This window comes from Pseudomonas sp. Irchel s3a12 (genome assembly GCF_900187485.1).
In the GTDB taxonomy this organism is placed as follows: Bacteria; Pseudomonadota; Gammaproteobacteria; order Pseudomonadales; family Pseudomonadaceae; genus Aquipseudomonas; species Aquipseudomonas neuropathica.
The window spans coordinates 194,231-219,124 of sequence record NZ_FYDN01000012.1; the positions used below are offsets into that span (position 1 = coordinate 194,231).

17 protein-coding genes are annotated in these 24,894 nt (G+C 58.8%); 2 read left to right on the plus strand and 15 right to left on the minus strand.

All coding sequences use genetic code 11. From position 1 onward, the window contains the following. Positions 1-188: 188 nt before the first annotated feature. The 10 genes from CKW14_RS20925 to CKW14_RS20970 form a co-directional block, all read right to left on the minus strand. The gene (locus CKW14_RS20925; RefSeq protein ID WP_095126056.1) at positions 189-3,140 is read right to left on the minus strand and encodes an autotransporter serine protease; all 2,952 of its coding nucleotides are present in this window, start codon (positions 3,138-3,140) and stop codon (positions 189-191) included. 437 nt (positions 3,141-3,577) lie between these two features. Further along, positions 3,578-4,948, minus strand: a complete 1,371-nt coding sequence (locus CKW14_RS20930; RefSeq protein ID WP_095126057.1) for a TolC family outer membrane protein — start codon at positions 4,946-4,948, stop codon at positions 3,578-3,580. A 2-nt stretch (positions 4,949-4,950) separates the two neighbouring features. After that, on the minus strand, positions 4,951-6,300 hold the full coding sequence (locus CKW14_RS20935) for an HlyD family type I secretion periplasmic adaptor subunit (RefSeq protein WP_034154169.1): 1,350 nt from the start codon (positions 6,298-6,300) through the stop codon (positions 4,951-4,953). Continuing rightward, complete coding sequence (locus CKW14_RS20940; RefSeq protein WP_095126058.1) at positions 6,297-8,072, minus strand: type I secretion system permease/ATPase; 1,776 nt, start codon at positions 8,070-8,072, stop codon at positions 6,297-6,299. Before CKW14_RS20940 ends, CKW14_RS20935 begins: the two co-directional genes overlap by 4 nt. Positions 8,073-8,275: 203 nt before the next feature. Continuing rightward, entirely contained in the window at positions 8,276-8,704 is a 429-nt protein-coding gene (locus tag CKW14_RS20945) for an AprI/Inh family metalloprotease inhibitor (RefSeq protein ID WP_176471317.1), read from the minus strand. Between the two features lie 93 nt (positions 8,705-8,797). Then, positions 8,798-10,243 (minus strand): serralysin family metalloprotease, encoded by a 1,446-nt coding sequence (locus tag CKW14_RS20950; RefSeq protein WP_095049082.1) that lies wholly within the window; start codon positions 10,241-10,243, stop codon positions 8,798-8,800. 456 nt (positions 10,244-10,699) lie between these two features. Beyond that, the gene (locus tag CKW14_RS20955; RefSeq protein ID WP_095126059.1) at positions 10,700-11,785 is read right to left on the minus strand and encodes a polyamine ABC transporter substrate-binding protein; all 1,086 of its coding nucleotides are present in this window, start codon (positions 11,783-11,785) and stop codon (positions 10,700-10,702) included. A 58-nt stretch (positions 11,786-11,843) separates the two neighbouring features. Then, a complete protein-coding gene (locus CKW14_RS20960) occupies positions 11,844-12,188 on the minus strand; it encodes a cupin domain-containing protein (RefSeq protein ID WP_034154173.1) in 345 nt (114 codons plus the stop codon). A 42-nt stretch (positions 12,189-12,230) separates the two neighbouring features. Next, on the minus strand, positions 12,231-13,637 hold the full coding sequence (locus tag CKW14_RS20965) for an FAD-binding oxidoreductase (protein ID WP_095126060.1): 1,407 nt from the start codon (positions 13,635-13,637) through the stop codon (positions 12,231-12,233). Positions 13,638-13,689: 52 nt separating this feature from the next. Next, a complete protein-coding gene (locus CKW14_RS20970) occupies positions 13,690-14,505 on the minus strand; it encodes an AraC family transcriptional regulator (RefSeq protein WP_095049085.1) in 816 nt (271 codons plus the stop codon). Between the two features lie 263 nt (positions 14,506-14,768). On the opposite strand from CKW14_RS20970, the gene CKW14_RS20975 reads away from it, so the two are divergent. Further along, complete coding sequence (locus CKW14_RS20975) at positions 14,769-15,041, plus strand: DUF1652 domain-containing protein (RefSeq protein ID WP_025109621.1); 273 nt, start codon at positions 14,769-14,771, stop codon at positions 15,039-15,041. A 49-nt stretch (positions 15,042-15,090) separates the two neighbouring features. Here CKW14_RS20975 and CKW14_RS20980 read toward each other — a convergent pair whose 3' ends face one another. Further along, a complete protein-coding gene (locus CKW14_RS20980; protein ID WP_095126061.1) occupies positions 15,091-17,565 on the minus strand; it encodes a UvrD-helicase domain-containing protein in 2,475 nt (824 codons plus the stop codon). Positions 17,566-17,842: 277 nt separating this feature from the next. On the opposite strand from CKW14_RS20980, the gene CKW14_RS20985 reads away from it, so the two are divergent. Beyond that, positions 17,843-18,538: a pirin family protein gene (locus CKW14_RS20985; RefSeq protein WP_093431306.1), complete on the plus strand. Its 696-nt coding sequence runs from the start codon at positions 17,843-17,845 to the stop codon at positions 18,536-18,538. A 72-nt stretch (positions 18,539-18,610) separates the two neighbouring features. Here the strand turns inward: CKW14_RS20985 and pgm are convergent, their stop codons facing one another. The 4 genes from pgm to CKW14_RS21005 form a co-directional block, all read right to left on the minus strand. Further along, a complete protein-coding gene (gene pgm / locus CKW14_RS20990; protein ID WP_095126062.1) occupies positions 18,611-20,254 on the minus strand; it encodes a phosphoglucomutase (alpha-D-glucose-1,6-bisphosphate-dependent) in 1,644 nt (547 codons plus the stop codon). 105 nt (positions 20,255-20,359) lie between these two features. Continuing rightward, positions 20,360-21,760, minus strand: coding sequence for a PLP-dependent aminotransferase family protein (locus CKW14_RS20995; protein ID WP_095050843.1), 1,401 nt, complete (start codon positions 21,758-21,760; stop codon positions 20,360-20,362). Between the two features lie 49 nt (positions 21,761-21,809). Then, positions 21,810-23,276 carry a hypothetical protein gene (locus CKW14_RS21000; RefSeq protein ID WP_095050844.1) on the minus strand — a complete coding sequence of 489 codons (1,467 nt, stop codon included), beginning with the start codon at positions 23,274-23,276 and terminating at the stop codon, positions 21,810-21,812. Positions 23,277-23,825: 549 nt separating this feature from the next. Then, complete coding sequence (locus CKW14_RS21005; RefSeq protein WP_007914918.1) at positions 23,826-24,848, minus strand: zinc-dependent alcohol dehydrogenase family protein; 1,023 nt, start codon at positions 24,846-24,848, stop codon at positions 23,826-23,828. Positions 24,849-24,894: the final 46 nt, after the last annotated feature.

Genomic DNA, 24,894 nt, shown 5'->3' on the forward strand with positions numbered 1-24,894 from the left:
CGACCTTCCTTAGTGATGTTGCGAAAAATCCTGATCGTTGCCAGTGAGGGCGATGATCGTCGTTGATCGTTCCCACGCTCCGCGTGGGAATGCAGCCCGTGACGCTCCGCGTCACTGGACGCAGAGCGTCCCTAGAGGCATTCCCACGCGGAGCGTGGGAACGATCACCAGAAGCCGGGTTATCTTGCTTAGAACTGCCAGTTCAGGCTCAAGCCAACGCCATGCAGCTTTTCGCGACTGGCCAGTTGTCCGTTGTAATCAAGGTTGACCCGTACATCGCGGCTCAGCGCCAGGCTGGCCTGCACGCCGACCAGTGCGGCGTCGCGCACCAGCGCAGAGCTTTCCACCGCGTACGGCGTGCCACCGCTGGCAAAGCGCAGATGCTGCTCGGAATCGATGTCGCTGAGGCTGTGCTGCCAGCCGAGATGGCCACTCACGTCGAGTGATTGCGCGGGCGAAAGATTGAACGTCTTGATCGCCCGCACACCGAGGGTGCTCAGCACCGCGTCACGTTGATCGCCGGAGCTTTTCAACGCCGCAGCGTCGCCCTTCTCGGTCAAACCTTCAGTGTCCAGATGCACGTAGGCCAGATTGGCGAACGGCTCCAGCGCCAGCGGTTGCAGGTGCAGGCGATAAGCCGCTTCGCCGAACACTTGCGTGGTCGCCGCGTCGACTTTGGCTTTCTGTTTGCCACTGACATCGCCGTATTGCAGATCGCGTTTCACATCGGCGCGATGCCAGCTGTAAGCCGCGCCCGTGCTCAAGCGCCAGGCGCCGAGTTCACGGCCGGCGTACGCGCCGAGGTGATAGCTGTCGACCTTGGCCGAGGAATGCGTGCCCGAACCCATGCTCAGCGAACTGTCGCTGTAACCGCTGACCAGACCGATGCGCGTTTGCTCGTCCAGCGCGCCATCGACACCGGCCAGCAGCCCGCCAATCGAGGTGTTGTAGCCCGCCGTGTCGTGGCTCGAATCGGTCGTGCCCCAGGCGCCGAGCGCCTTGACCCAGCCATTGCTTTGCGCAGCATTGGTATCGTGCAGACGCTCGCCTACTGCGTCACGCAACTGGCGGCTGTCGTTGATCAGCATTGAACTCAACGCCGGGTAGATCTCGCCGCTCAACTGCTGAAACGCCTGTTGTGCGGAACTCGCATCGGGTGAACGCAACAGGCTTTCGTAGACCGAATTGCCCGCGCCCAGGCCTTCGACGGCAGCGGCCACCGAGCGCTGATTCGGCGTTTGCCCGACACTGGCGAAGGTGGTCGAGTTACGTTCGATATCGAGTTGAATGCCATTGGCGGCGTAGTCGAGGCTGCCGCCGATAAACAGGTAATTCGGCAGCACCGCACCGAACTGGCCCTGAATGCCGCCAGCCGCTTGCAGAATGTCGTACTGGCGACCGAGCAGGCTTTGCGCCTCGGTGGTGCTAAGCAGCGTCGGGCTGTTTTCCAGCGACAGGCTGACCGTGGCGCCGCTGATAGTGGCTGTGCCCCCGGCAACGATGCGGTCGCTGCTGGTCGGCGACAATTCAACGGCGTAAGTCGAACCGGGCGCGAAGATCACGTCACCGGCCACGTTCAAGGTGCCGATGGAGTTGCCCGGCGCCACGCGAGCGCCGCTATTGGCGGTCAACGCGCCAATCCGGCCGGAACCGCCGAGGCTGCCGCTGTCATTCACCGTTACAGCGGAAGTCAGCGAGCCGTTGACCGTGAGCAAGCCGCCATTGACCGTGGTCGCACCGCGATAGGTATTGTCGCCGGTGAGGATCAACTGGCCGCCGCCGGACTTGATCAGGCTGCCTTGATAAATCCTGCTCGCCGCTGCCGCATCACGGGCAGTGCCGACCGCGTAATCGGTCTGATCCTGCTGACTGGCACCGGCAGCAACGCCGTTCTGCCAGCCCTTGTCTTGCAGGGTTTGCTGCCAGGCACTGTGCTCAGCAAGGTCTTCAGCCTGCCGCTGAATCAGCGCCTTGTCGGAGATGTCATTGCTCCAGACATCGCGCTGCCCTGCCCCCAAGTTGGCATCAAACGCACCGAGCAATTGCCCTGGCCCGCGCATCGCCCGGTTCAGGTTGGCCACGCCCCAGCCGACCCGCTCGGTCGGCGCAGCGGTGACTGAGCCATCCAGTTGCGTCGCTGTAGTCAGCAGCACTTCGAGCGCCTGCTGATTGGTCATGTACGGGTAGCGTTCCATCACCAGCGCCAGTGCCCCGGTCGCATGCGGCGCCGACATTGAGGTGCCGGACTTGATCGCGTAATCACCACCGGGAATGGTGCTGTCGATCTTCGCCCCCGGCGTGGTGATGCACCAGTATTTGGCGAGGCCGCACTGGTTGTACTTTTGCTGATTGCTTTGATCGAGGCCCGACACGGCCAGCCAGTGGCCCTCCAGATCCGGCTGAAAGTACGGCAGCGCGGAACGCACGCTGGCGTTCGGATAGCCGCTGTTGCCGGCGCTGAATACGTTGATCACGCCGCGCCGGGAAACATCCGCTGCCGCGTCGAGCCAGGTGCCTTTATTCCAGTGCTGAGCGTACGCGGCGTGCAGATCAGCCAGTGTCCGGTAGCTGACATCCGGCGGCTGGCTGCCCCAACTGTTGTTGATCGCGCGCACCCCAGCATCGGCGAGGGCGTCGTATACCGCTTTGAAATAGCGCGGATCGGGGTTGGGGCCGAAGAGAAAACTGTCGTTTTTGTTGGTGTTGCCGACGTAGATTTGTGCGTTGTACGCCACGCCGTGCATGCCGGTACCGTCGCGTGAGGCGCCCATGGTGCCGACGACATGCGTGCCGTGGGAGTCGTTGTTGGGGTTGAGGGTGCCATTGACGTTGAACAGTGAACCGTCAATGTAGCTGCCGCTGGCCGGTACCGGGTGATAGCGGTCGCTGGCGAATTCCGGGTGGGCGGCATCGAAACCGGAGTCGAGGGCGCCGATTTTCACGCCTTTACCGGTGATGCCGGCGGCGTAGGCTTGCTCTGCCTGCATCCGGCTCAGGCCCCAGTCGCGGAGGAATTCGGCGCTGCGCCAACTGCCGGGATCGCCGGGTTGGCCGGTTTCGAGATATTGCGCCTGAACCTGTGTTGCGGAAATCACAAGCAGCAGGGTACCGACCGAAATTGGCTTGATGCGTACGTCCATGTTCACCACTCACTTTTATTGTTTTATGCAGGTTCTTTTGCGGTGTCGCCTGTTCCCCTCACCCCAGCCCTCTCCCCCAGGAGAGGGAGCTGACCGCGGTGTCTTGCGTCATGCATCGAGCTGAAATACCGCGTCGCTCATCCCCTCACCCCAGCCCTCTCCCCTAGGAGAGGGAGCTGACCGAGGTGTCTTACGTCATGCATCGAGCTGAAATACCGCGTCGCTCATCCCCTCACCCCAGCCCTCTCCCCTAGGAGAGGGAGCTGACCGAGGTACCTTGCGTCATTCATCGAGCTGAAAAACCGCGTCGATTGTGGATTCAGCTGGTCTCGCATCGACCTGAAAAACCGGCTCGATGTTGGATTCGGTGCCGCTCGTTCAAGTCGGTGTACTTCTGCAATATCCCCGGATCAGTCCCCTCTCCCTCTGGGAGAGGGTTAGGGTGAGGGCTGTTGAGCGACCACAAATGCCTCATCCACCCGCGCCAGATCCTGCTCGTTCAAGGTCCCGGCGTAGTAATGCAACTTGGTCCAGGCCATCAAATAGTCGTACCGCGCCTGCGCCAGATCACGGCGCGTGGTGAACAACTGCTGCTCGGCGTTCAACGCGTCGAGGTTGGTCCGCTCACCACCGAGAATGCTCTGCTTGGTCGACACCACCAGCGCTTCCGCCGAGCTCAATGCCTTCTGATAAGCGCGCAATTTGCTCACCCCGGACAAACAGGCACTGAACTGCCGCCGCAGTTCGATCAGCGTCTCACGCGTTTTGCCGTCCAGTTCGTATTCGGCCTGCTCCATAGTGCGGCTGGCCTGACGCGTCGACGCCGACACCCCGCCACCGGCATACAGCGGCACACTGACTTCAAAACCGATGGTGTTGGTTTCGTAGCGCTGGTTGTAGGTGTTGCCGCTTTCCGATTCGTTCTGGCGCATCGAGGCGTAGGCATTGATTTTCGGCAGATGCCCGGCGCGATTGCGCTCCACTTCATACCGCGCGACTTCCACGGCCTGGCGTTGCGAAGCCAGATTCGGGTTATTGCTCACCGCCATTTCATGCCAGGTGTCGTAATTGGCAGGCATCAGCGCGAAGGTCTGGAAGTTCTGATCGAGCGGCGCCAAATCACCGATGTCCACCGCCGGCGTACCCACCAGCGCACCCAGCTCCCGCAGCGCGGCGTCCTGTTCGTTGCGCGCCTCGATCTCCTCGGCAGTCGCCAGTTCATAACGCGACTCAGCCTCGAGAATATCGGTACGCGTGCCCTCGCCTTGCTTGAACATGTGTTCGTTCTGCTGGAACTGCTGCTCGTACGCCTTTTTCTTCGCCTGAGCGATGTCGATCTGGTCCTGCGCGAACAGTGCCTTGGTGTAGTTGTCCAGTACGCGAACCAGCAACTCCTGGCTCTTACCGCGAAAGTTCTCGTCGGCAAACAACGATTGCGCGACACCTTTGCGATACGCGGCATAAGCCTCGTAGTCGAGTAGCGGTTGTTGCAGGGTCAGCGCCGAGCCGTAACTGCTGTAGTTACGATCGTCGGTACGGTTACGCGCGCGCTCGTCGAGAGACGTAGCTTTCGACGAGTTGCGACCCTTGTTGTAGGTGTAACCGATGCGCGGCAACAGGCCGGCGCGGCCAATGGCGCGGTTTTCCAGGCCGGCATCGCGTTCCTTTATCGCGCCGAGGAACACCGGGTCATTGCGCAACGCCTGTTCGTAGATCTCGAACGGCCCCATGGCCGCCACTGCCGAGTGACTCGCGAGCAGCAAGAATGCTGCTGCGAGCGTGGAAAGCTTATTCATACAGCCGAACATCCTTATTCTTCGGTCAGCGCAGAGCCGGCCCGGTCAAGCAGCGGTTTGAACAGATAGTTGAGCAGTGAACGCTCACCCGTACGCACGAACATTTCTGCCGGCATGCCGGGCTTGATCACCAGACCGTTGAGTTTTTCCATGGCCTGATCGCTGACACTGCTGCGCAACACGTAGTACGGCACGCCGGTTTTCTCATCGACCATTTGGTCGGCGGAAATCAGGCTGACTTCCCCCGGTACACGCGGGGTTTTGCTCTGGTTGAACGCGGTAAACAGGATGTCCACCGGCAAATGCGCGCCGACCTTGTCGATCAGGTTGATCGGCAAGTGCCCTTCCACTTCCAGCGTGGTGCCTTGCGGGACAATCTCCAACAGCGTTTCGCCCTGACGCACGACCGCGCCTTCGGTATGCACGCCGAGATTGACCGCCACGCCATCGGCAGTGGCGATGATTTCGCTGTGTTGCAGATCGAAACCGGCGGAAGTCAGTTGCTCCGACAGAGTCACGCTTTTCAGCTGCGCGTCGGCCAGTTGCGTACGGACCTCCTTCTGATACTCCTCGGCGTGCTGTTGCAGTTTCAGCCGCGACTCGAGGATGCCCTGCTCGACCCGGCCGCTTTCGCCGGTGTTTTCCGCCAGTTGCTGCTGCACTTGCGACAGTTGCCGCTGGTACTCCATCAAGCGGTTACGCGGGATGTAACCGTTGTCGGCCAGCGGTTGCAAGTTGCTCAACTGCTGTTGCAGCGAGTCGGCCTGGGCATTGAGATCGGTACGGGCGCGGCGCATGCCGGCCAGTTGTGCGGTGGCGCCTTCGATGCTCGCACGCAGTCCGGCCTGCTCGCGGTAGTAAGCCTCGCGACGGCTGCTGAACAGTTGCCGCTGACCTTCAAGCACCAGCGCCAGGCGCGGATCCGGGTCATTGCTCAGCTCGGCGGGAAAGGTCACTTGCTTGAGGTTGTCGCGCTCGGCCTGCCAGCGCGCGAGGCTGGCCCAAGCCATGCGGTACTGTGCTTGCAGCGACTGCACGTCAGCGGCGACTTGCGTCTGGTCGAGGCGGAACAGCGGCTGGCCCTGCTTGACGATTTCGCCTTCGCGCACCAGGATCCGGCTGACCACGCCGCTGCTCATCGACTGCACGGCTTTGCGCTTGCCCGACACGACGACCGTGCCTTGCACCGGAATGCCTTGATCGAGCGGCGCCAGGGCCGCCCAAGTGAAGAAACTGCCGGCGCCAACGATCGCCAGAATCCAGCCCATGCGCGCGAAAAACTTCGCATCGCGTTCTGGGCGTTCGGTGATGTAGGCGTGTTCCATGCTCGCTTCGTTTTCAGTGTTCATGCTTGCGCTGCTCATACACCCGAATTCCTTGTCGAGGGCTGATACTGTCGGCTCATGCTGAGCCCGCCCGGTGCCGGTGCAGCTTTTTCCCGTTGTTGTTCTTGCTGGCCGGAAAGTGCCTTGAGCACGTCCTGACTCGGGCCGAAGGCTTGCAGACGCCCGTCATTGAGGACCAGCAGCTTGTCAGCCTGGGCCAGCACCGAAGAACGGTGCGTCACCAGCACCACCGTGGTGCCTTGGGCTTTGAGCGCGGCGATGGCGCTGGCTAGAGCGGCTTCACCGACGGTGTCGAGGTTGGAATTCGGTTCGTCCAGCACCACCAGACTCGGCGTGCCATACATTGAACGCGCCAGGGCCACACGCTGTTTCTGGCCGCCGGACAAACCGCTGCCGTCCTCGCCCAGTTGCGTGTCGTAGCCTTGCGGCAGACGCAGGATCATTTCGTGCACACCGGCCTGTTGCGCGGCGGCGACGACTTTCTGCGGATCGGCCTCACTGAAACGCGCAATGTTCTCGGCGATGCTGCCGCTGAACAGCTCGATGTCTTGCGGCAGATAACCGATGTACGGGCCGAGCTGGTCGCGGTTCCAGCGATGAATATCCGCGCCATCAAGACGCACGGTGCCGCCAAGGGTCGGCCAGACACCGACCAGTACCCGGGCCAGGGTCGATTTGCCGGAACCGGAAGCACCGAGCACGCCGAGCACTTCGCCGGCATTCAGATTGAAATTGACCATTTGCAGGGTCGCCGCACGTTGCCCCGGTGGGCCGGCACTGACCTGTTCGAAGGTGATCTGGCCTTTCGGCGTCGGCAGCGCCATGGCGTCGTCGCTGGGAGGGAACGCTTGCAGCAGCGCATCGAGACGGCGGTAAGCCAGTTTCGCCCCGCTCCACTGCTTCCACACGGCAATCAACTGATCGATCGGGCTCAGTACACGCCCCATCAGAATCGAACCGGCGATCATCATCCCGGCGGTCATATCACCCTTGATCACCAGCAACGCACCCAGCCCCAACACCAACGATTGCAGGCACAGGCGCAGGGTTTTACTCACAGAGCTGATCACCGCACCGGTGTCACTCGCCTGGTTTTGCAGGCCGAGGAAGCGCGAGTGCACCTGGAACCAGCGCTTGCGCAGGGAACCGAGCATGCCCATCGCCTGAATGGTTTCGGCGTTGTGCAAATGGCTGGTGGCCAACTGGCTGGACTGTTGCGAATAACCGGCGGCTTCGCCCAGCGGCTTTTTGGTCATGTATTCGTTCAGGCAGGCCAGGCCGATCAGCAGCAATGCGCCCGCCGTGGCGAGTACACCGAGCCAGACGTTGAACAGGTAGATCACGAACAGATAGACCGGGAACCACGGCGCATCGAAGAATGCAAACAGCGCCGGGCCGGTGACGAATTGGCGAATGTGCGTCAGATCGCCCAGTGACTGCCCGGCGTTGCCCTCGCCCTTGAACAGGTTGCGCTCGAACGCCGCTTGGTAAACCCGCAGGTTGAAGCGGCGCTCCAACTGGCTGCCGATGCGGATCACGATAAAGCTGCGCACCACTTCCAGCAGGCCAATAAAGGCGAAGAAGCCGACCACCATCAGCGAGAGCATCGCCAGGGTCGTTTCGTTCTGCGACGACAGCACCCGGTCATAGACCTGGAGCATGTAGATGGAGGGCACCAGCATCAGCACGTTAATCAGTGCGGTAAAGCAGCCGACGCTGATCAGAATACTTTTATAGTCAGCCAATGCCTTGAATAAGGGAGCGGTGGCTGGGGCCTTCGCCATCTTCATCGATTCTTCCTGAAATGATGGGTCCCGCCGCACTTGGGCGAGGCTTCAATTAATGTTCCGCTTACCTGCGAAAGATGACTTGCAAGTACCCGCTTACACTTTCATAACAACTTGCGTAATTAATTGCGGTGCAGTTGTCAGTCCGCGCTGCTTATAACCATAGCGTGGCGCTTTATATTAAAACTTTGTCGCGTTCTGGATAATCAAGGTTGTTGCGCCACGCGCTCAAGGGTAATCACCAAGCCAGACTTCAAAGTAGTCTGATAAAACCCGTCACGTTGTCGACTGAAAAACTGGATTCTTGAACCTTCCTCGCCGGTGATCGACAGGCCGTCCGGATCGGGAAACCAGCCGATCGGGGTTGCTTCAAGCCATGCTCCGAGGCAGTCAGCACCTTTGCTCAAGGTTTTGTTTGCCTGCAATTCGACGATGCACGTGTTCGAAGGCTTGTCCTGGTGCTTTTGCGCTTTTGCATCATCAGAACGCTCTGACAATGTCGCTTGCCACTGCCCCGCAAACACCGAGGGTTCTTCAAGTCTGAGGCTGCTTGCCATACTGGTTTCTCCTGAAATCATGATGAGCGTCGCCGAGAGCCACGCCATTGCCTTGTAGGTAAAAGCTTTACAGATCATAGGAATATTCGCTCCGGCGTGTAGCCTTGCTTACAGAGCAACACGATGCAAGTGGAGAAAGCGGCGCATCACACGCCGCTTTCCACTGCTACATCACGCCACGATGTCGCTGGTCGCTGCCTGGCCAACGGTGCTGACCTGGAAGTCCGCCACGCCGTGCCCGGAGAAGTCCACCGACAGCAGGCTATTGCCACCCGACGAAGTCAGGATGGCGTCGCCGGCAGAACCGGTGAAGCTGCTGACGAAGTGCAGGCCGGCACCGTTGGTGATACCGGTCAGGTCGATTTTGTCCAGACCGCTGACGAAATCGAGGATCTGATCGATCGCACCTGGCTTGGAGTCAGAGCTGGCAGCGAACACAAACGTGTCCGAACCGGCACCGCCCCACAGCTTGTCAGCACCACCGCCACCCCAGAGGATGTCGTTGCCGGCACCGCCCTTGAGTTCGTTGGCCACGCTGTTGCCGATTAACAGATCGTTGCCGGAACCACCGATAGCGTTCTCGATGATCGCGCCTTTGGCGATGGATACGTTACCCACCATGCCGCCAACGTCGGAGAACGAGGCGTCTTTGAGGTTGATCTTCTGGTTCTGGGTGAAGCCCGAGAAGTCCAGAGTGTCCTTGCCGCCCGCGTCCCACACCGAGAACACCACTTTGTCACTCGACGACGAAGCGCTGAGGAAATCACGGCCAGTGTTGGAGTTGAAGCCGTAGGTGGTGTCACCGGTACGGGTGGTGGTGTTGGCACCGTAGAGCTTCTGGATGGCAGCGATATCGTCCATCAGCGGGCCGGACGAATACGCTTCGACACCACCCTTGCTGAAGTTCTGACTGGTGTTGCTTTCGCTCCAGTAGCTCATGACGCTGTAGCCGCGAGTGTCTTGGCCGTAGGACGCGTCGTTGTAGGTCGGATTGCCATTCCCGGCGTTGTAGTCACCAGGGTGAGCGAGGCCCAGGCTGTGGCCGATTTCGTGAGTCAGGGTCTGACGACCGTAGTTGTTCAGATCCGGATTCTTGTTCTGCGTGTAGCCACTGTTAATCAGGTACCACGAGGTGCCGTCATAACCGGCGCCGGTGCCTGGCAGATAAGCGAACGCTGCAGCGCCATCCTGGCCACCGCTGTAGTTACCGAAGGTCATGTGGCCGTCACCGCCCGAGGCTTTCTCGGTGAAGGTCACGTTGGCCACGTCAGCCCAGGATTGCATGGCGAGCTTGGCCTGGGCTTGTTGTTGTGCACTGAACTGACTGAACCCAGTGATCCCGTGCTTGTTCATCGTGCTGGACGATGCCGAGGTCAGGAACGTATAGGTGAGTTCGATCTTGCCGCTGCCATCCTTGTCCTGGTAGGCAGCGCCGTCGCGCAGCAACTGGGTTGCGGCCTGGTCGACGGAAAAGGAGGGTTTGCCATTGACCGTGAGGTTGCCGCCACGATCGTATTGATGGCTGAAGCTATTGATCTGGTTGTACGCCGAGCTGAAGGCTGACAGCTGGAAAGCCTGTTCGGCGGTATCAATAGCATTCGTTTTAACTTTCGACATAAACACACTTCCTTGTTTAGCAATGGAACAGTTTTTGTCCGATAGGACTCTCTCTGGCGAGATCGTCCTATCACTCGCCCAATGAAGGCGTAAGAAACCTGACACAATTTGAAATCTGCCGTAAAGGATTTTTTTGAGATCAAATCGGGCTGTTTCGTAAAACTGCCGTAAACAAAGCGTGCGGAGGTGGAAGAATGTTTTAGTTGCGAAGCTTTTGCCTAATTGTCTGACGATTTTCTATTTAAATATTAAATATGGGTAAGTTGTTTTTTGTTAGGCGCGTCTCACTTTTCTGCACTTTATTAGTGCGATGCCAGTGTATTGATATCAACCAGATTGCTCGCCCAAACTGTAGGAGCTGACGAGTGAAACGAGGCTGCGATCTTTTGACTTTGCCTTTCAAAAGCAAGATCAAAAGATCGCAGCCTGCGGCAGCTCCTACAGGGGAAAAGCGGGTCAGCTACCCGTGCGGATCTTGTTCCACACCCGCGTGCGGATCCGGTCAATGTTCAACGGCATCGCCTCCAGCGCAAACAGTTTGCCCATCATCTCCGGACTCGGGTAAACCTTGGTGTCGTTCTTGATCGCCGGGTCGATCAGGCTGTCCGCCTGCTCATTGCCATTGGCGTAGTGCACATAGTTGCTGATGCCGGCCATTACGTCCGGGCGCAGCAGGTAGTTCATGAACGCATAACCGGCCTTCTCGTCCGGCGCATCGACAGGCATGGCGACCATGTCAAACCAGATCGCCGCGCCTTCCTTGGGAATTGCGTAGCCGATGTCGACGCCATTTTTCGCTTCTTTGGCGCGGTTCTCGGCCTGCAGGATGTCGCCAGAGAAACCGACCGCCACGCAGATATCGCCATTGGCCAGGTCGCTGGTGTATTTCGAGGAATGGAAGTAGCTGACGTACGGCCGCACTTTCATCAGCAGTGCTTCAGCTTTTTTATAGTCTTCGGGATTTTTGCTGTGGTGTGGCAGACCCAGGTAGTTGAGCGCCGCCGGCAGCAATTCCGGGCCGTTGTCGAGGATCGCCACACCGCACTTCTGCAGTTTTTTCATGTACTCGGGCTTGAAGATCAGGTCCCAGGAGTCCACGGGTGCGTTCTCGCCCAGCACCGCTTTGACCTTGGCGATGTTGTAGCCGATGCCGGTGCTGCCCCACAGATAGGGGAAGCCGTGTTCGTTGTTCGGATCATTGGTCTGCAGCGCTTTGAGCAGCACCGGATTGAGGTTTTTCCAGTTCGGCAACTGACTCTTGTCGAGCTTCTTCAGCGCCCCGCCCTGAATCTGCCGGGCCATAAAGTGGTTGGACGGAAACACCACGTCGTAACCGGATTTACCGGTCATCAACTTGCCGTCGAGGGTTTCGTTGCTGTCGTAGACGTCATAGGTGACCCCCATGCCCGTCTCTTTTTCGAAGTTCTTGGTGGTGTCCGGCGCAATGTAGTCGGACCAGTTGTAAACCTTGACCGTTTCAGCTGCCTGAGCAAGGGAAACAGCAAGCATCAGCGGTGCCAGAGCGAGGGTCTTGCGGATCATGGATCGATTCCTGTGTGGGTTTTCTTTTTTGTTGGCAGGCAATCAAAGGATCAAACAATCAGAAAATCAGCACGTAGCTCTTGCGCACGGTTTCCTGGATATCCCAGACACCGAGCGTGTTGGCCGGCAACATCAGTGCGTCGCCACCTTGTATGTGCAGGGTTTCGCCGCCACCGTCGGGGGTGAACGTGCAGCGCCCGGAAATGAAATGGCAGAACTCTTGCGCGGTGATTTGCCGACGCCAGCGCCCGGGCGTGCATTCCCAGACGCCGGTTTCGACGCCGTCATCGCGCTCGACGCTGGTGGTCGAAGCAATCGCCACCGGCTCGCCGAGGGGCACGGCCACCGGGTTGGACTCGTCAAGTTGCAATGTCGCGGTGTTTTTGAACTGGGTAATGCTCATGGTCTGACCTGTCTTTTGGGCTTTCTTAAAGTAAATCGACGTTCAATGCATGAAGCCTTCCATGAAACCCGCCACTTGGCTGGCGAGTTTGCGCCGCCATGGCGCGGTCGCCGGGTTGGCCAGGGTCTGGTCTTCGTGGACGAAACTTTTGATGATCGCGTTGTAGCCCAACCAGCGGCATGGCTCCGGCTCCCACGCGCGCAGCGCATGAATGCCACCATCCGGCAGCACCCACGGTTGCTGGGTCAGTTCGCTGTCGCGCTCAAGAATCAAGTCCGCCAGGGTGCGCCCGCCGAGATTGCTCGCGCCGACGCCCTCCCCGCCATAACCGCCGGACAGCGCGATGCCATTGGCGCGATCGCAAAGCATGTGCGGTTTGAAGTGCCGGGACATCCCGAGGTTGCCGCCCCAGGCGTGGGTGATCTGCACGTTTTTCAGCTGCGGGAACAGTTCGCCGAACAGATAACGGCGCAACTCGACTTCATCACGAGTCAGATCAAAGTTATGGCGCAGCTTGCCAGCGAACTGGTAACCGCCACGGGCGCCGAAGATCAGCCGATTGTCGGCGCTGCGCTGGCCATAAGTGACCTGACGGCTGAATTCGCTGAACGCCTGACCCCGGCTGAGGCCAATTTCGTCCCAAGTCGCGGCAGACAATGGCTCGGTGGCGACAATCAGGCTTTGCACCGGTAGCTGGTAGCGGCCCAGCGGTGGCAAGGTCACCGAATAACCTTCGACGGCTGGCACGATCCAGCGACTGCGCACGCAGGCTTTCGCCGTGCGTAGACTGCCCGACTGCCAATGGGTAACCGGGCTGTTTTCGTAGATCTTCACGCCCATGCTCTGCACGGTGCGCGCCAGGCCGCGTACCAGTTTCGCCGGGTGGATGGTCGCCACGTGCGGCGCGTAAATCCCGCCATAAGGCTTGGCGACGCGGATCTGCTGCGCCAGTTGCTCGGGGCTGAGCCAACGATAATCGTCGTCGGTCAGGCCTTGGGCGTGCAGTTTGCCCAAGTACTCGCGCAGAGAGGCTTCTTGTTCCGGATAACGCGCCGCGCAGTACAACACGCCGCCCTTGCGGTAATCGCAATCGATGCCTTCGCGTTCGAGGACGACTTCCACTTCATCGGGAATGCTGTGCAGCAGATCAAAGGAAGCGCGGCGCTGTTCCGGCGAGAGGCCGGCCAACAACCGATCTTCGCCGAGCAGGTTGCCCATCAACCAGCCGCCATTGCGACCGGAAGCGCCGAAACCGGCGGTCTGTGCTTCGACAATCGCGATGTCGAGTCCCGGCGCGAGTTTCTTCAGGTAGTACGCGGTCCACAGGCCCGTGTAACCGGCGCCGATGATCGCCACGTCGACGTCCAGATCACGCTCAAGCTCGGGCCGCGCGGTCAGCGGCTCATCGAGTTGGTCCATCCACAAACTGATAGTGCGCCACGCCGGCATGCAAGACTCCGCCACTGAAAACCTTCGATGGCGTCGATCCTAGTGGCTGTGCTCAGTGGATGTCTTGCGCGCGTGCCCGCAAAGAAATTTGTTTCGCGTAAGCCTTGGGCGACTGACCGGTGTGCTGACGGAAACAGCTGTAGAACGCCGATAACGAATTGAAACCCGCAGCGAAAGCCAGTTCATCGATGCGCACCGGCGGCGCGGCGTTATCGAGCGAGCGCAGCAGATGTTGCAGGCGCGCCTGATTGACGTAGCGATAGAAACTTTGCCCGAGCACCTGGTTGAGCAGATAGGAAATCTGATTGCGGCTGTACCCGCACTCCTTCGCCACCCGCTGCAAATCGAGTTCGGGATCAAGATACGGCTGTTGCTTTTCGAAATACTGCTGCAGGTCTTCGGCCATAAAGCTCAACTGACGCGGCGACAAGCCCAGGCGACTGACTGCCGGGCGCTGACTTGACGAGGCCTTGCCAGCAGTTTGCGTGCGCACCAGCGAAGCGTATTCGTTGACGCGCCAGATCAGCCCGTCCCTGACCGTGAGCGCCTCGCTGGAGCGAAACGACACCAGACCGTCGCCGCCGCGCAAGGTCACTTCGTATTGGATGAATGCGGTGTTGCCGTCGACGCGAATGCGGTCGCAATGCTCAAGCAGTTCGTCGGATTCTCGCGGCATGCTGACGCGCACGTACTCGCGTAACTCGTTGAGGCCGAGCACGCGGTTCTGGAAGAAATCGTTGTACTGAATGTCCGGATGATACAGCGCCATGACGCTGTCGAGGTCGCGGTGTTTCCAGCTCAGGTGATAGCGCATGACCGTTGCAGCCGTGGCTTGGGTCTGTTCAGGGCCGTCGTCGTCGGCGTGCATAAAGGGCTCGGCGCAAAAACCCCGAGCTTGCCCAAGTTCGCCACAGGCTTCAATGACTAATCCATAGTGGCGTTCTGGCGATGATTGCGTAGGCCGTGACTTACATCAAAAAATGCGAAGCAATCGCAAAATGAACTGAAAAATCTCACAGGAATTTCACATGTGGATGCTACTTTTAATGTCAGTCACCGGTTGAGCCAATGAAGGCTCTTCCCACCTAACATGAGCAAACGGAAGCGCTCGATGAAGAAGGCGGGCAACATATGAATAAAGGGTCAAGCAAAGTCACGTTTCCCAACGCATGCCAGTTGATGCGCTGGCATTTCCATCCGATGGGTTTCGAGGCAACGATGGACGCACCGGGCAGTATGATCGCCCGACTGTTCGATCGTGCCAGCGGCGAAACCATGATCGCTATCGCCGGGATCCCGTGCGCGACGGTGATGAATGCAGCGGATGTCGAGCGAATCATCGAGGCTGTGGAGGACGAGCTGGAAGCATTCATTCCTCCGGAGTCTCTCAAGAGTTACGCATAAGTTTATGATTTAAAACGAAAAGCCCGCAGCGATGCGGGCTTTTTTGTGCTTACGCGGTTTGCTTGGCGGCGCGGTGATCAACGAAGAACGGTTTGCCTTTGGCCACCCGGTCGGACGCCCGGGGCATGTTCACCGCTTGCGCTTCCTGCGGTTCGACATACCAGTAGCAATGGCTGACCGCCCGCGTGATGCCGACATACGCCAAGCGCAGGATTTCGTCTTTTTGCGCCGTGTCGTAGGGCTCGCTGTCGCCCGACTTGCCTAGGCCCGCCATGCGATAGACCTGATTCTTGTAGGGCGAACTGGTCAGATGCTGGCAATCGCCGAGCAGAAACACCGCGTCAGCCTGCAAGCCTTTGGCGCTGTGGTAGGTCAGTTGCTTCAGGCGTCGCGCTTCGTACGGTAAGCTCGAATCAACATTAACTACAGACTGAATATGCTCTTCAATCAATAACTTATCGCTGCTTTTTCGATAAAGCATCAAGATTGAGTGACCTTGACGATAATGTTCGGCAAGGCGCTGGCCCAAGCCCTGATCGTCGCGCTCCAGCACATTGACCGGTTGCAACGGCTTGGGTGCGCCGCTGGCCTTGGCTTTTTTGCCCGGGATCGCCGGTGCCGCGCGAACGATATGTTCAGCGGCATCAATGATGTGCTGGTGACTGCGGTAGTTATCACTGAGCATTACCCGCGTAGTGCTCGGCGACGGGAACTCCTTGTCGAACGCCATGAAATAACTCGGCGAACTGCCGCGCCAACCGTAAATCGACTGCCAGTCATCACCGACGCACAGCAACGACGAACGCTGCGCGCCCCGCCCGACGTGCATGGCCGGGCCACGACTGCGGATTTCCGTCAGACTTGCGCGAATCCACGAGACGATCTGTGGCGAAACGTCCTGAAATTCGTCGATCATCAAGTGCGACAACGGCCTGAGTAACTCGTCGCTCAACAGCTTGAGGTTCTCCGGCGAATGCTCGCTGAACAGCGCGAACATGCGGTTGTAGGTCATGATCGGCGGTTTCTGATCGAGCAAATGATCTTCAAAGGCGCGCCAGAACAGACTCAAGGCTTCAAAGAAGAAACGATCCGGGTCGTCCTTGGCGAAACTCATGCGACCGACCGCGTCAGGCACATCCAGGCCGAGGTTCTCGATGAAGCCTGCCGCCGCCACAAAACAGTCGAGCAATGGCGCGGAAGCCAGCTCACCCTTGACCTTGTAATCGAAGCCCGGCCCGGCACTGGCATCGCCTGCCAAAGTAGCCAGAACACGTTTTGATGACTCATAACTATCAAGCCAAATCAAAGGCTTACGACAGAAAGCTTGAAACAGGGTGCGCTTGACTGCCCACTCTGCGCGCACGCTGAGCTTGGCGTTTGGCCGACTGACCTGCGGGTTTTCCCGCGGATCGAAACCGAGCACCACCCACGCATCCAGGCTCGGAATGTAACCATGACAATGAAATTTCGCGCCGTTGATATCGAAACTCTGCCGATTCGGCTCAATGCCCTTGATCGGCCAAGCACCCGCGCGGAACCACAGATCTTCGATGGCGTCGCACAGCTCTTCGTCGCGCCGGGATGCCAGCTCCGTTACCGCGACGCGCTTCTGCACATCCGGGTGATCACGCTCCAGCTCCTTGAGCTGCAAACCCGCGCGCGACAGTGGCTGAATCAGATGTCGAAAACGCTCGTCCTCGTTGAACAAGCGGTGATAGCAGGCGTTGAGTTGCTGACGTTGCGCATCGTTGATGCGCAGGTCGAACGGATTACTGTCGACCTCCTCCTCAGCACCCTGAACTCGATGACTGAGGTTTTCAAAGGCCTGCAAGCGCTCGAAACCCGGCAAGCTGCGCACCATCGGCAGAATGCGCGAGTGGAAGGTACGCACCAGTTCGCGTGCCTGGCGCAGGTTCAGCGCGTGCCCCCAGAGCGCGAACAGCTCGATCAGTTTGTTGATGAAATCCTTGCGCGACTCGCGGGTGAAGGTCACTACGGTCATCGAATCCAGCTCAAAACCCAGATAGTGGTTGAGCAACAGAATACGCAGAACCAGCGTGGTGGACTTACCCGCGCCCGCGCCGGCAACCACTGAGGTTGACGGGGTTTCGCTGAAAATCATCTTCCATTGCGCGGTACTTGGCTGAGCATGCTCAGGCAACAAACGGGCAACATCGGCCTTCATGCGTTTTTTCAGCTCGGCCGTCAACGGCAGGCGCCAATCATCGAACAGATGATTGTCGACGCTGGGCGGGCGATGCTCGGTGTTGCGACTGTCACGGATCAGCAGCACCTGCCGGCCCTCTTCCAGCCCCTCAAGCTTGCCTTCCTTAAAGCCATATTCGACGCCAGCGGTATGGCCACTGCGGAAACCATCGGCCTGACCGTGCAACCACGACGCACGGTGCTGCGCGCGCAGTCGGGTCAAACCGTGGCCGAAGAAGCGTGCAGCCAGGCGTTTGAACCATGGCATCTCGGCCAAGGGGCGAAGTTCGGGAGGAAGATCGGGGGTGTGTTGCGCCACGCTGACGGGCTCCAGTGTGTGAGGCTGTTGCGGCTATGGTGTCTGTATTTGCCGCTCAGTTCTAGCGAAATGCTTTCAGGTCATTGGTTTAGGCGATGAACTGAAGGTGGGATGAGATGCTTCACAACTATTTTCTTATCGAGTATTTCGATTATAACGCCGCACTTTTTACGCTTTTTATCGATTATTGACTGATAGATGATGGCCGTCATAAACCACCGGTCCCGCGTCGGGTGCGCCCTTCACACCTCGCGTCGAACCTTTTGAGGAGACGATCATGCTTGAACTCAGACCCTTCAGCTCGCTGGGCGGCGCCCATCACGGCTGGCTGGATGCCCATCACCACTTTTCGTTCGCCGAGTACTACGACCCGCAGCGCATGAGCTGGGGCAACCTGCGGGTGTGGAACGATGACGTGATCGCAGCCGGCACTGGCTTTCCCCAGCATCCGCATCGCGACATGGAAATCATCACGTATGTTCGTGAAGGTGCTATCACTCACCAGGACAACCTGGGCAACAAGGGCCGCACCGAAGCTGGCGACGTGCAGGTAATGAGCGCGGGTACCGGCATCGCTCACAGCGAATACAACCTGGAAGCCAAGGACACCAAGATCTTTCAGATCTGGATCCTGCCAACGGAAACCGGCGCACCGCCCTCCTGGGGTGCCAAACCGTTCCCGAAAGGCCAGCGCGAAGGTTTTGTCACCTTGGCCAGCGGCAAGGACGGCGATGACCAGAGCCTGCGGATTCGCGCTGATGCGCGATTGGTCGCAGCCAACCTCAAGGCGGGCGAAACTGCCGAATATCATCTGGATGAAGGCCGTCGCGCCTACCTGGTGCCGGCCACTGGCCTGATTGAAGTCAACGGCTTGCGCGCACAAGCTCGAGACGGCGTGGCGGTAGCGCAGGAACGGGTGCTGAGCGTTACGGCCCTTGAGGACAGCGAAATCGTCCTGGTGGATCTGGCCTGATGGCTTGAATGGCAGGCAAAAAAAGGGGCAACCATCACGGTTGCCCCTTTTTTCATGCGCTCGCCAACATCATCAGCCTGCGATTGCGCCATCCACCAGCGCCTGCGCTTCGACGACCAATTGCTTGAGGTGGTCGTCACCGATGAAGCTTTCGGCGTAGATCTTGTAGATGTCTTCAGTGCCCGACGGACGCGCGGCGAACCAGCCATTTTCCGTCATCACTTTCAGACCGCCAATCGCCTGATCGTTGCCCGGTGCATGGCTGAGAATGCTCTGGATCTTCTCGCCAGCCAGTTCGGTCGAGGTGACCTGTGCAGGCGACAACTTGCTCAGCAACGCTTTCTGCTCCGGATTGGCCTTGGCGTCGACACGTACCGAGAACGGCTCGCCCAGCTCATCGGTCAAAGCCTTGTAGGCCTGGCTCGGATCGCGACCGGTGCGTGCGGTCATTTCAGCGGCGAGCAACGCAGGGATCAGACCGTCCTTGTCGGTGCTCCACACGCCACCGTCCTTGCGCAGGAACGATGCGCCCGCGCTCTCTTCGCCACCGAAGCCGAGCGAGCCATCGAACAGTCCGTCGGCGAACCATTTGAAACCGACCGGAACTTCGTACAGACGACGCCCCAAGCGCTTGGCCACGCGATCGATCAGACCGCTGCTGACCACGGTTTTACCCACGCCGGCATCCGCACGCCATTGCGGGCGGTTCTGGAACAGGTAATCGATCGATACGGCCAGATAGTTGTTCGGCGCAAGCAGCCCACCGGACGGCGTGACGATACCGTGGCGATCGTGATCCGGGTCGCAAGCGAAGGCCACGTCGAAACGTTCTTTGAGACCGATCAGGCCTTGCATCGCGTGGCTGGACGACGGGTCCATGCGAATCTGGCCATCCCAGTCGACAGTCATGAAACGGAACGTCGCGTCGACTTCCTTGTTCACCACTTGCAGATCGAGGCGGTAATGCTCGGCAATCGCCGACCAGTAGCGCACCCCTGCTCCACCCAGCGGATCAACGCCCAGACGCAGCTTGGCGTCACGGATGGCGTCGAAGTCGATCACGTTGATCAGGTCGGCGACGTAGGTGTTCACGTAGTCATGACGATGCGTGGTGCTGGCCTTGAGCGCCTGTTCGTAGCTGATGCGCTTCACACCGGCCAGCTTGTTGGCCAGCAATTCATTGGCTTTGGCTTCGATCCACTTGGTGATGTGGGTATCGGCCGGCCCGCCGTTGGTTGGGTTGTACTTGTACCCACCGCTTTGTGGCGGATTGTGCGACGGCGTGATGACGATGCCGTCAGCCAGGCCCGAAGTACGGCCACGGTTGTAGCACAGAATGGCGTGGGAAATGGCGGGTGTCGGCGTGTACTCATCACCTTCGGCAATCATCACGGTCACACCGTTGGCGGCCAGGACTTCCAGCGCGCTGGCGCCGGCCGGAGTCGACAATGCGTGGGTGTCGATGCCGACAAACAGCGGCCCGGTGATCCCTTGGGCTTCGCGGTACAGACAGATCGCCTGGCTGATGGCCAGAACGTGCCACTCGTTGAAACTCAAGTCGAACGAGCTGCCCCGGTGCCCGGACGTACCGAACGCCACACGCTGAGTGGAAATCGAGGCGTCGGGCTGTCCAGTGTAGTAAGCCGTTACCAGTCGCGGGATATCGACCAACAATTCTGCCGGTGCCGGTTTGCCCGCAAAAGGACTGAGTGTCATGCAAAACCTCTGAAATAGAGTGGTTCAGGAATAGAGCGCAGTTTACTGGCAGTTTGACCGCAGTGCGATGCGATCTATCCGGGACTCTCCCGATGTTTTTTAACGTTAGTCAGCAGGTGCAAGGCGCAAGGCGTCACCGATTAGCCCGACCACACTGGCCAGGTCATGGTCACCATGGCTCAGCGGGCTCAACCGCAGATGATGCGCATGCAGGCTTTGCAGGCTGAATAGCTCGCCAGGTGCAATAACGATCTGCTGCCTGAGCAATCGCTGGAAGACCTGCGCCATGTTCACTGGTCGCAGAGAATGTACCCACACGGTCGCGCCACCCTCGGGCTCGACAACCTGCATCGCATCGCCAAGACGTTCGCGCAACAATTCGATCAATTGCGTACGACGCTCCTTGAGCATTCGCCGCAATACCAATAAATGCTGATCCAGTCGGCCGCCCCCCAACAACCTGGCAATGGCTTTCTGGCGAATCGGCGACAACCGAAACGCGCGCAACAGGAAATGCCGCTGCAACTCACTGCGCCAATGACGCGACAGCACATAACCGAAAGGCGCCTCGGCCCCGACGAACTTTTCGAACGTGGAAAACACCACTAAACGATCGGGGTCCAGCCAGTCGCGCATCCGTTGCGCGTCATTGCCTTCATGGAGTTCGCTGTAACAATCGTTTTCCAGCACCCAGGTACCATGACGTCCAAGCAAATGCGCGACTGCCTGCTGGTTGCTCAGCGGTAGAAGACTGCCCCGGGGCATGCTCAGCACTGACGACAAAAGCATCAAACGTACCGTCTCGCTCTTGAGCACCGACTCCAGCCGCTGAAGATCAATCATGCCCCCGGGAAGCAGCGGCAACTCGATGACCCGTACTTCGGCGGCCTCAAGCAGACGCAGGATCACCCAGTCACAGGGCGATTCGACGACCACGGTGGCCCGACGCAACTCAAGCACGGAAATCAGAATTTCCAATACACCGCGCAGGTCTGCGCCGATATAGACGTCATCCGCACGCCAGTAATTGGCCGTGGATGAGGTGTAGCGGGCGGCCAGCACCGTGCGCAACTCCAGCTCTCCACAAGGTTGCACCAACGCATGTGGCTGACGCGGATATTGACGCAGCAATTCCCGCTCCAACATCAATAACGGGCTGTCCAGTGGCTGTAGCGAGGCCGGCTCATCGGCGCTCAGCACGCACATGCCCGGGCGCCTGGCATTGACGTAAACGGTTTCCAGCAGATCACTGCCGCTATCCGGCGAATCCATCATGTGCAGCGCTTGCGCGTAGTACCCGGACTTGGCAATTGAATAAACTCGACCTTCCTTTTCCAGCAGCGAGTAGGCGTACTGGACGGTCGAGATCGACACATTGAGCCGGTCAGACAATTGCCGGAGTGAGGGCAGGCGCACCGCCCCGCTGTTCCCCGCCTCATCTATCAGCAGCGTCAGGTATCGATAAACCGCCTGATAAACGAAGTCATTCTCCCTCGACCCCTTCACAACCCCGTATCCGTGGGCATGGGTTCATCTCCAGGCAAGCGGCTCACGATCAACCTTCCGCCGATCGATCAACGGTCGGCTCGGCCGCCGCGTCAACCGCATCGAGGCTTTGCGCGGCCGATTCTCCAGGCGCAGACATACGAACCGGCCCCATTGCATACAAACGCACAATCAACCTGACCGGCAGCCCACTGACATCCGTCATCCATTTCATGACCTGTTCCGGCGCATGCAGGCCCTGCATCGCCCGGTGCAGATCCGGCAATGCCACCAACATGCCGGGGTGACAATTGCGCAAGAATCGCTCAAGTCCGGCCCCCGCATTAATGAACGGTGAAAACAACAGGCACGTCAGCTGGATTTCATTCAGTTCAAAACTGGCCAGCAGAGAGCTTTCCGCCTGGGCGCGCAGATTCCCGGGCTCCTGCAGATTGTCGAAGCTGACCAGCAACTGTTCGCATACCGGTTCAGGGACCTGTTTTTGCCGCATCGTTATCAGGCTGCTTTTGAGGTAATCACCGACGCCGTCCTCATAGTTTCGCTCCTCGATGATTTGCGCCTGCAAACCTCGTAAATGCGCAGCCACCTTAGGCTCTACGTGTTCGTCATCACCTTGATAAAGCGTCAGATCGTCAACCTGAAACCCCAGAAAATCACTCAACAAAGGCCAGCGCTCTTCGAGTTTGCCGACAATCATGTCGTTGATACTGATAAAGCTGGTACGCCGACAGGCCTCGAATTGCCCCTCCGGACGCCACGCCACCCGCTCCTCTTCGGGATAAAACTCACGGTAATAATCACCACCCAGCCCGTCGAGCAGCGTAAACAGCATTTCAAAGCCGCAAGAACTCACCGGTGGGGCGGCAATCTCAGCCTTCTGCGCGGCACGCCCCAGCCCTTCGAGGAAGATGCTCTGTCGACGCGGGGACTCACTGCCGACCATGGCATCGACGCCATTGTTCCAGCGGGCCACCTGACCATAGAACTCGGCAGTTGCCAGATAAGCGTCATCCCATAGCTCAAGCGGTTCATTCCAGGTTCTGCGATGCCCGATCAGCAGCAGGTTGATACGGTTGGCCTCGCGACCGGCTTCGCTTATGGGTAGCTGGTGATCAAACGGCAATACCTCGCGGTGGTCGACCATCACCAGTTCTACCCGGGGATCGTCATACAGAAACAGTGCGCTGTAGCTGCGATGCATGTTTTGCAGGGACACCTGGCTGCTGCCGTTCCAGCGCAGATTGGCCACCCGCAACTGAAAGGTCGCGGGTGAACGGCCAGCGATGGTCAACTGCGCCGCCCGCAGTAACGCCAGCGTGTAACAACTGTCGCGCGACCCTGACTGGTTCACCAGCACCTTGAAATGACCGATGTTCTCCATGCCGCCGGCGGCCACTGCCAGTCGCTGGATCAGCAACTGCAGCGCCGTGCGTTCTGCGCGCGAGAAGAAACTCAGCAAACGTTGCAATACTTGCTGGTAGACATAGTTCATTGCCTGATCATGGATCGTGCTCATCGGTATTTACCCGGTATAAAAAGTTTCATGCCGCGCAGACTGACACATCAGCCAAGCGACAATTGATCAATAAGTAATAGACGTTCAGATGCTAACACTTACAAGTTTGAAGTTATTTGAAACACTTGAACTGACAAAGCGCCTTCAGTCGTCCAAAAACAGCCTCAAACCACTGTAATTGTTGGAATATTTTTTTCGGAACGCAGTCCTAGGAAATTTCCCACAGGGTCCCACGCCAAGTGAGCACAAGAAAAAGAGAAGCAGTTTCCGAATAGCCCTACAACAATTAAACAGAAGTTGCCGCGATCAACGGTTTTCGACGCGTTATATCGAACAGGACAAATTGAATGCACAGACATGGCTCATTCCTTGAGATGAAAGTAATCATTCAATTATCAGGGCTTATATTGTGATTAGAAGATACAGATAGAGAGCAAAAACCAGTTCAGTTGCTGAACGGGCCCGGGCATAGCGCCAGGGAGCTCGGTTTTTCAGGGGGAAGGTAAACGCACAAGAGTCCGTGGGGCCACGGACTCTGATTAAAGGGGCTTACGCCGGTTCGACCTGCAGAGCGACCCGTTCGCGGCATGGGCATTCGTCCATGTAACGATGCGCTTCGACGAACTCGTTGAACGGAAATACACGCGTCTTGAGCGGCAGCAGCACGCGGTCAGCGGTCAACTGGTTGATGTCACGCAAGGCACGTTGCAAAGCGACGTGATCCTGAGTGATGCCCAATTCCGGTTTGCCGGTGAAGTTGCCGATGCAGTGCACAAAGAACTGGATGTTCTTCTGGAACGCTGCGCAGGCCGGGAACGGCGTCTGGTTGCCGCCTTGCAAGCCGTATAACACCAGGCTGCCACGTGGCGCCAGCACATCGCCCAACAGCGACATCTGCGGGCCGCCGAGACCGTCGAACACCACGTCGACACCACGGTTGTCGGTGATCTTGTTGATTCGCATCAACAGATCTTCCTCTTCGGTGACGATGACCTTTTCCGCACCAAGGGACAGCAGGTACTCGCGTTCCTCGGCTTCCTTGGTCGCGGCAATCACCCGTACGCCCATCGCCTTGCCCAACTGGACAAACGAAGGACCGGCGCAATGGCTGGCGTCAGTAACCAGTGCGAACTGCCCCGGCTTGACCCGTGCCAGATCGGCGTAGGCAAAGTAGGCGATCAGCAGCGGCGTGTAGTGCACGCTGGCTTCGATCGGGCTGAGCACATCCGGATAACGGGTCAGCGCGGTACGCGGCAGTACGATCGACTCGCCGTAAACCGGGTAGTCGTTCGGGCTTTCAGCCGGGAAACTGGCAACCTTGTCACCAACGGACAGGTCCTCGACATCGGCACCGACAGCAGTGACGACACCGGCCATTTCATGGCCGAGGCCCGATGGCAGACGTGCCTGGGACGAAGCCAGGTTCTGACGCCAGAGGGTGTCGTACCAACTGATGCCGATCGCCTCGACACGCACCTGCACTTCGCCAGGACCTGGCTGAGCGGCCGCATGCTCTTCGCATTTGAGCACCTCGGCCGGACCAAACTTGTGAAAACGGATCGTGCGGGACATCGCAAACCTCGTCAAAGTAACCTCTAATGCCCTGAACTCTATCTGG

What these genes read in the sequence shown, in the direction of transcription:
- CKW14_RS20925 (WP_095126056.1), bottom strand. Translation starts at nt 3,140, where the DNA reads ATGGACGTACGCATCAAGCCAATTTCGGTCGGTACCCTGCTGCTTGTG.
- CKW14_RS20930 (WP_095126057.1), bottom strand. Translation starts at nt 4,948, where the DNA reads ATGTTCGGCTGTATGAATAAGCTTTCCACGCTCGCAGCAGCATTCTTG.
- CKW14_RS20935 (WP_034154169.1), bottom strand. Translation starts at nt 6,300, where the DNA reads ATGAGCAGCGCAAGCATGAACACTGAAAACGAAGCGAGCATGGAACAC.
- CKW14_RS20940 (WP_095126058.1), bottom strand. Translation starts at nt 8,072, where the DNA reads ATGAAGATGGCGAAGGCCCCAGCCACCGCTCCCTTATTCAAGGCATTG.
- CKW14_RS20945 (WP_176471317.1), bottom strand. Translation starts at nt 8,704, where the DNA reads ATGATCTGTAAAGCTTTTACCTACAAGGCAATGGCGTGGCTCTCGGCG.
- CKW14_RS20950 (WP_095049082.1), bottom strand. Translation starts at nt 10,243, where the DNA reads ATGTCGAAAGTTAAAACGAATGCTATTGATACCGCCGAACAGGCTTTC.
- CKW14_RS20955 (WP_095126059.1), bottom strand. Translation starts at nt 11,785, where the DNA reads ATGATCCGCAAGACCCTCGCTCTGGCACCGCTGATGCTTGCTGTTTCC.
- CKW14_RS20960 (WP_034154173.1), bottom strand. Translation starts at nt 12,188, where the DNA reads ATGAGCATTACCCAGTTCAAAAACACCGCGACATTGCAACTTGACGAG.
- CKW14_RS20965 (WP_095126060.1), bottom strand. Translation starts at nt 13,637, where the DNA reads ATGCCGGCGTGGCGCACTATCAGTTTGTGGATGGACCAACTCGATGAG.
- CKW14_RS20970 (WP_095049085.1), bottom strand. Translation starts at nt 14,505, where the DNA reads ATGCACGCCGACGACGACGGCCCTGAACAGACCCAAGCCACGGCTGCA.
- CKW14_RS20975 (WP_025109621.1), top strand. Translation starts at nt 14,769, where the DNA reads ATGAATAAAGGGTCAAGCAAAGTCACGTTTCCCAACGCATGCCAGTTG.
- CKW14_RS20985 (WP_093431306.1), top strand. Translation starts at nt 17,843, where the DNA reads ATGCTTGAACTCAGACCCTTCAGCTCGCTGGGCGGCGCCCATCACGGC.
- pgm (WP_095126062.1), bottom strand. Translation starts at nt 20,254, where the DNA reads ATGACACTCAGTCCTTTTGCGGGCAAACCGGCACCGGCAGAATTGTTG.
- CKW14_RS21000 (WP_095050844.1), bottom strand. Translation starts at nt 23,276, where the DNA reads ATGAGCACGATCCATGATCAGGCAATGAACTATGTCTACCAGCAAGTA.
- CKW14_RS21005 (WP_007914918.1), bottom strand. Translation starts at nt 24,848, where the DNA reads ATGTCCCGCACGATCCGTTTTCACAAGTTTGGTCCGGCCGAGGTGCTC.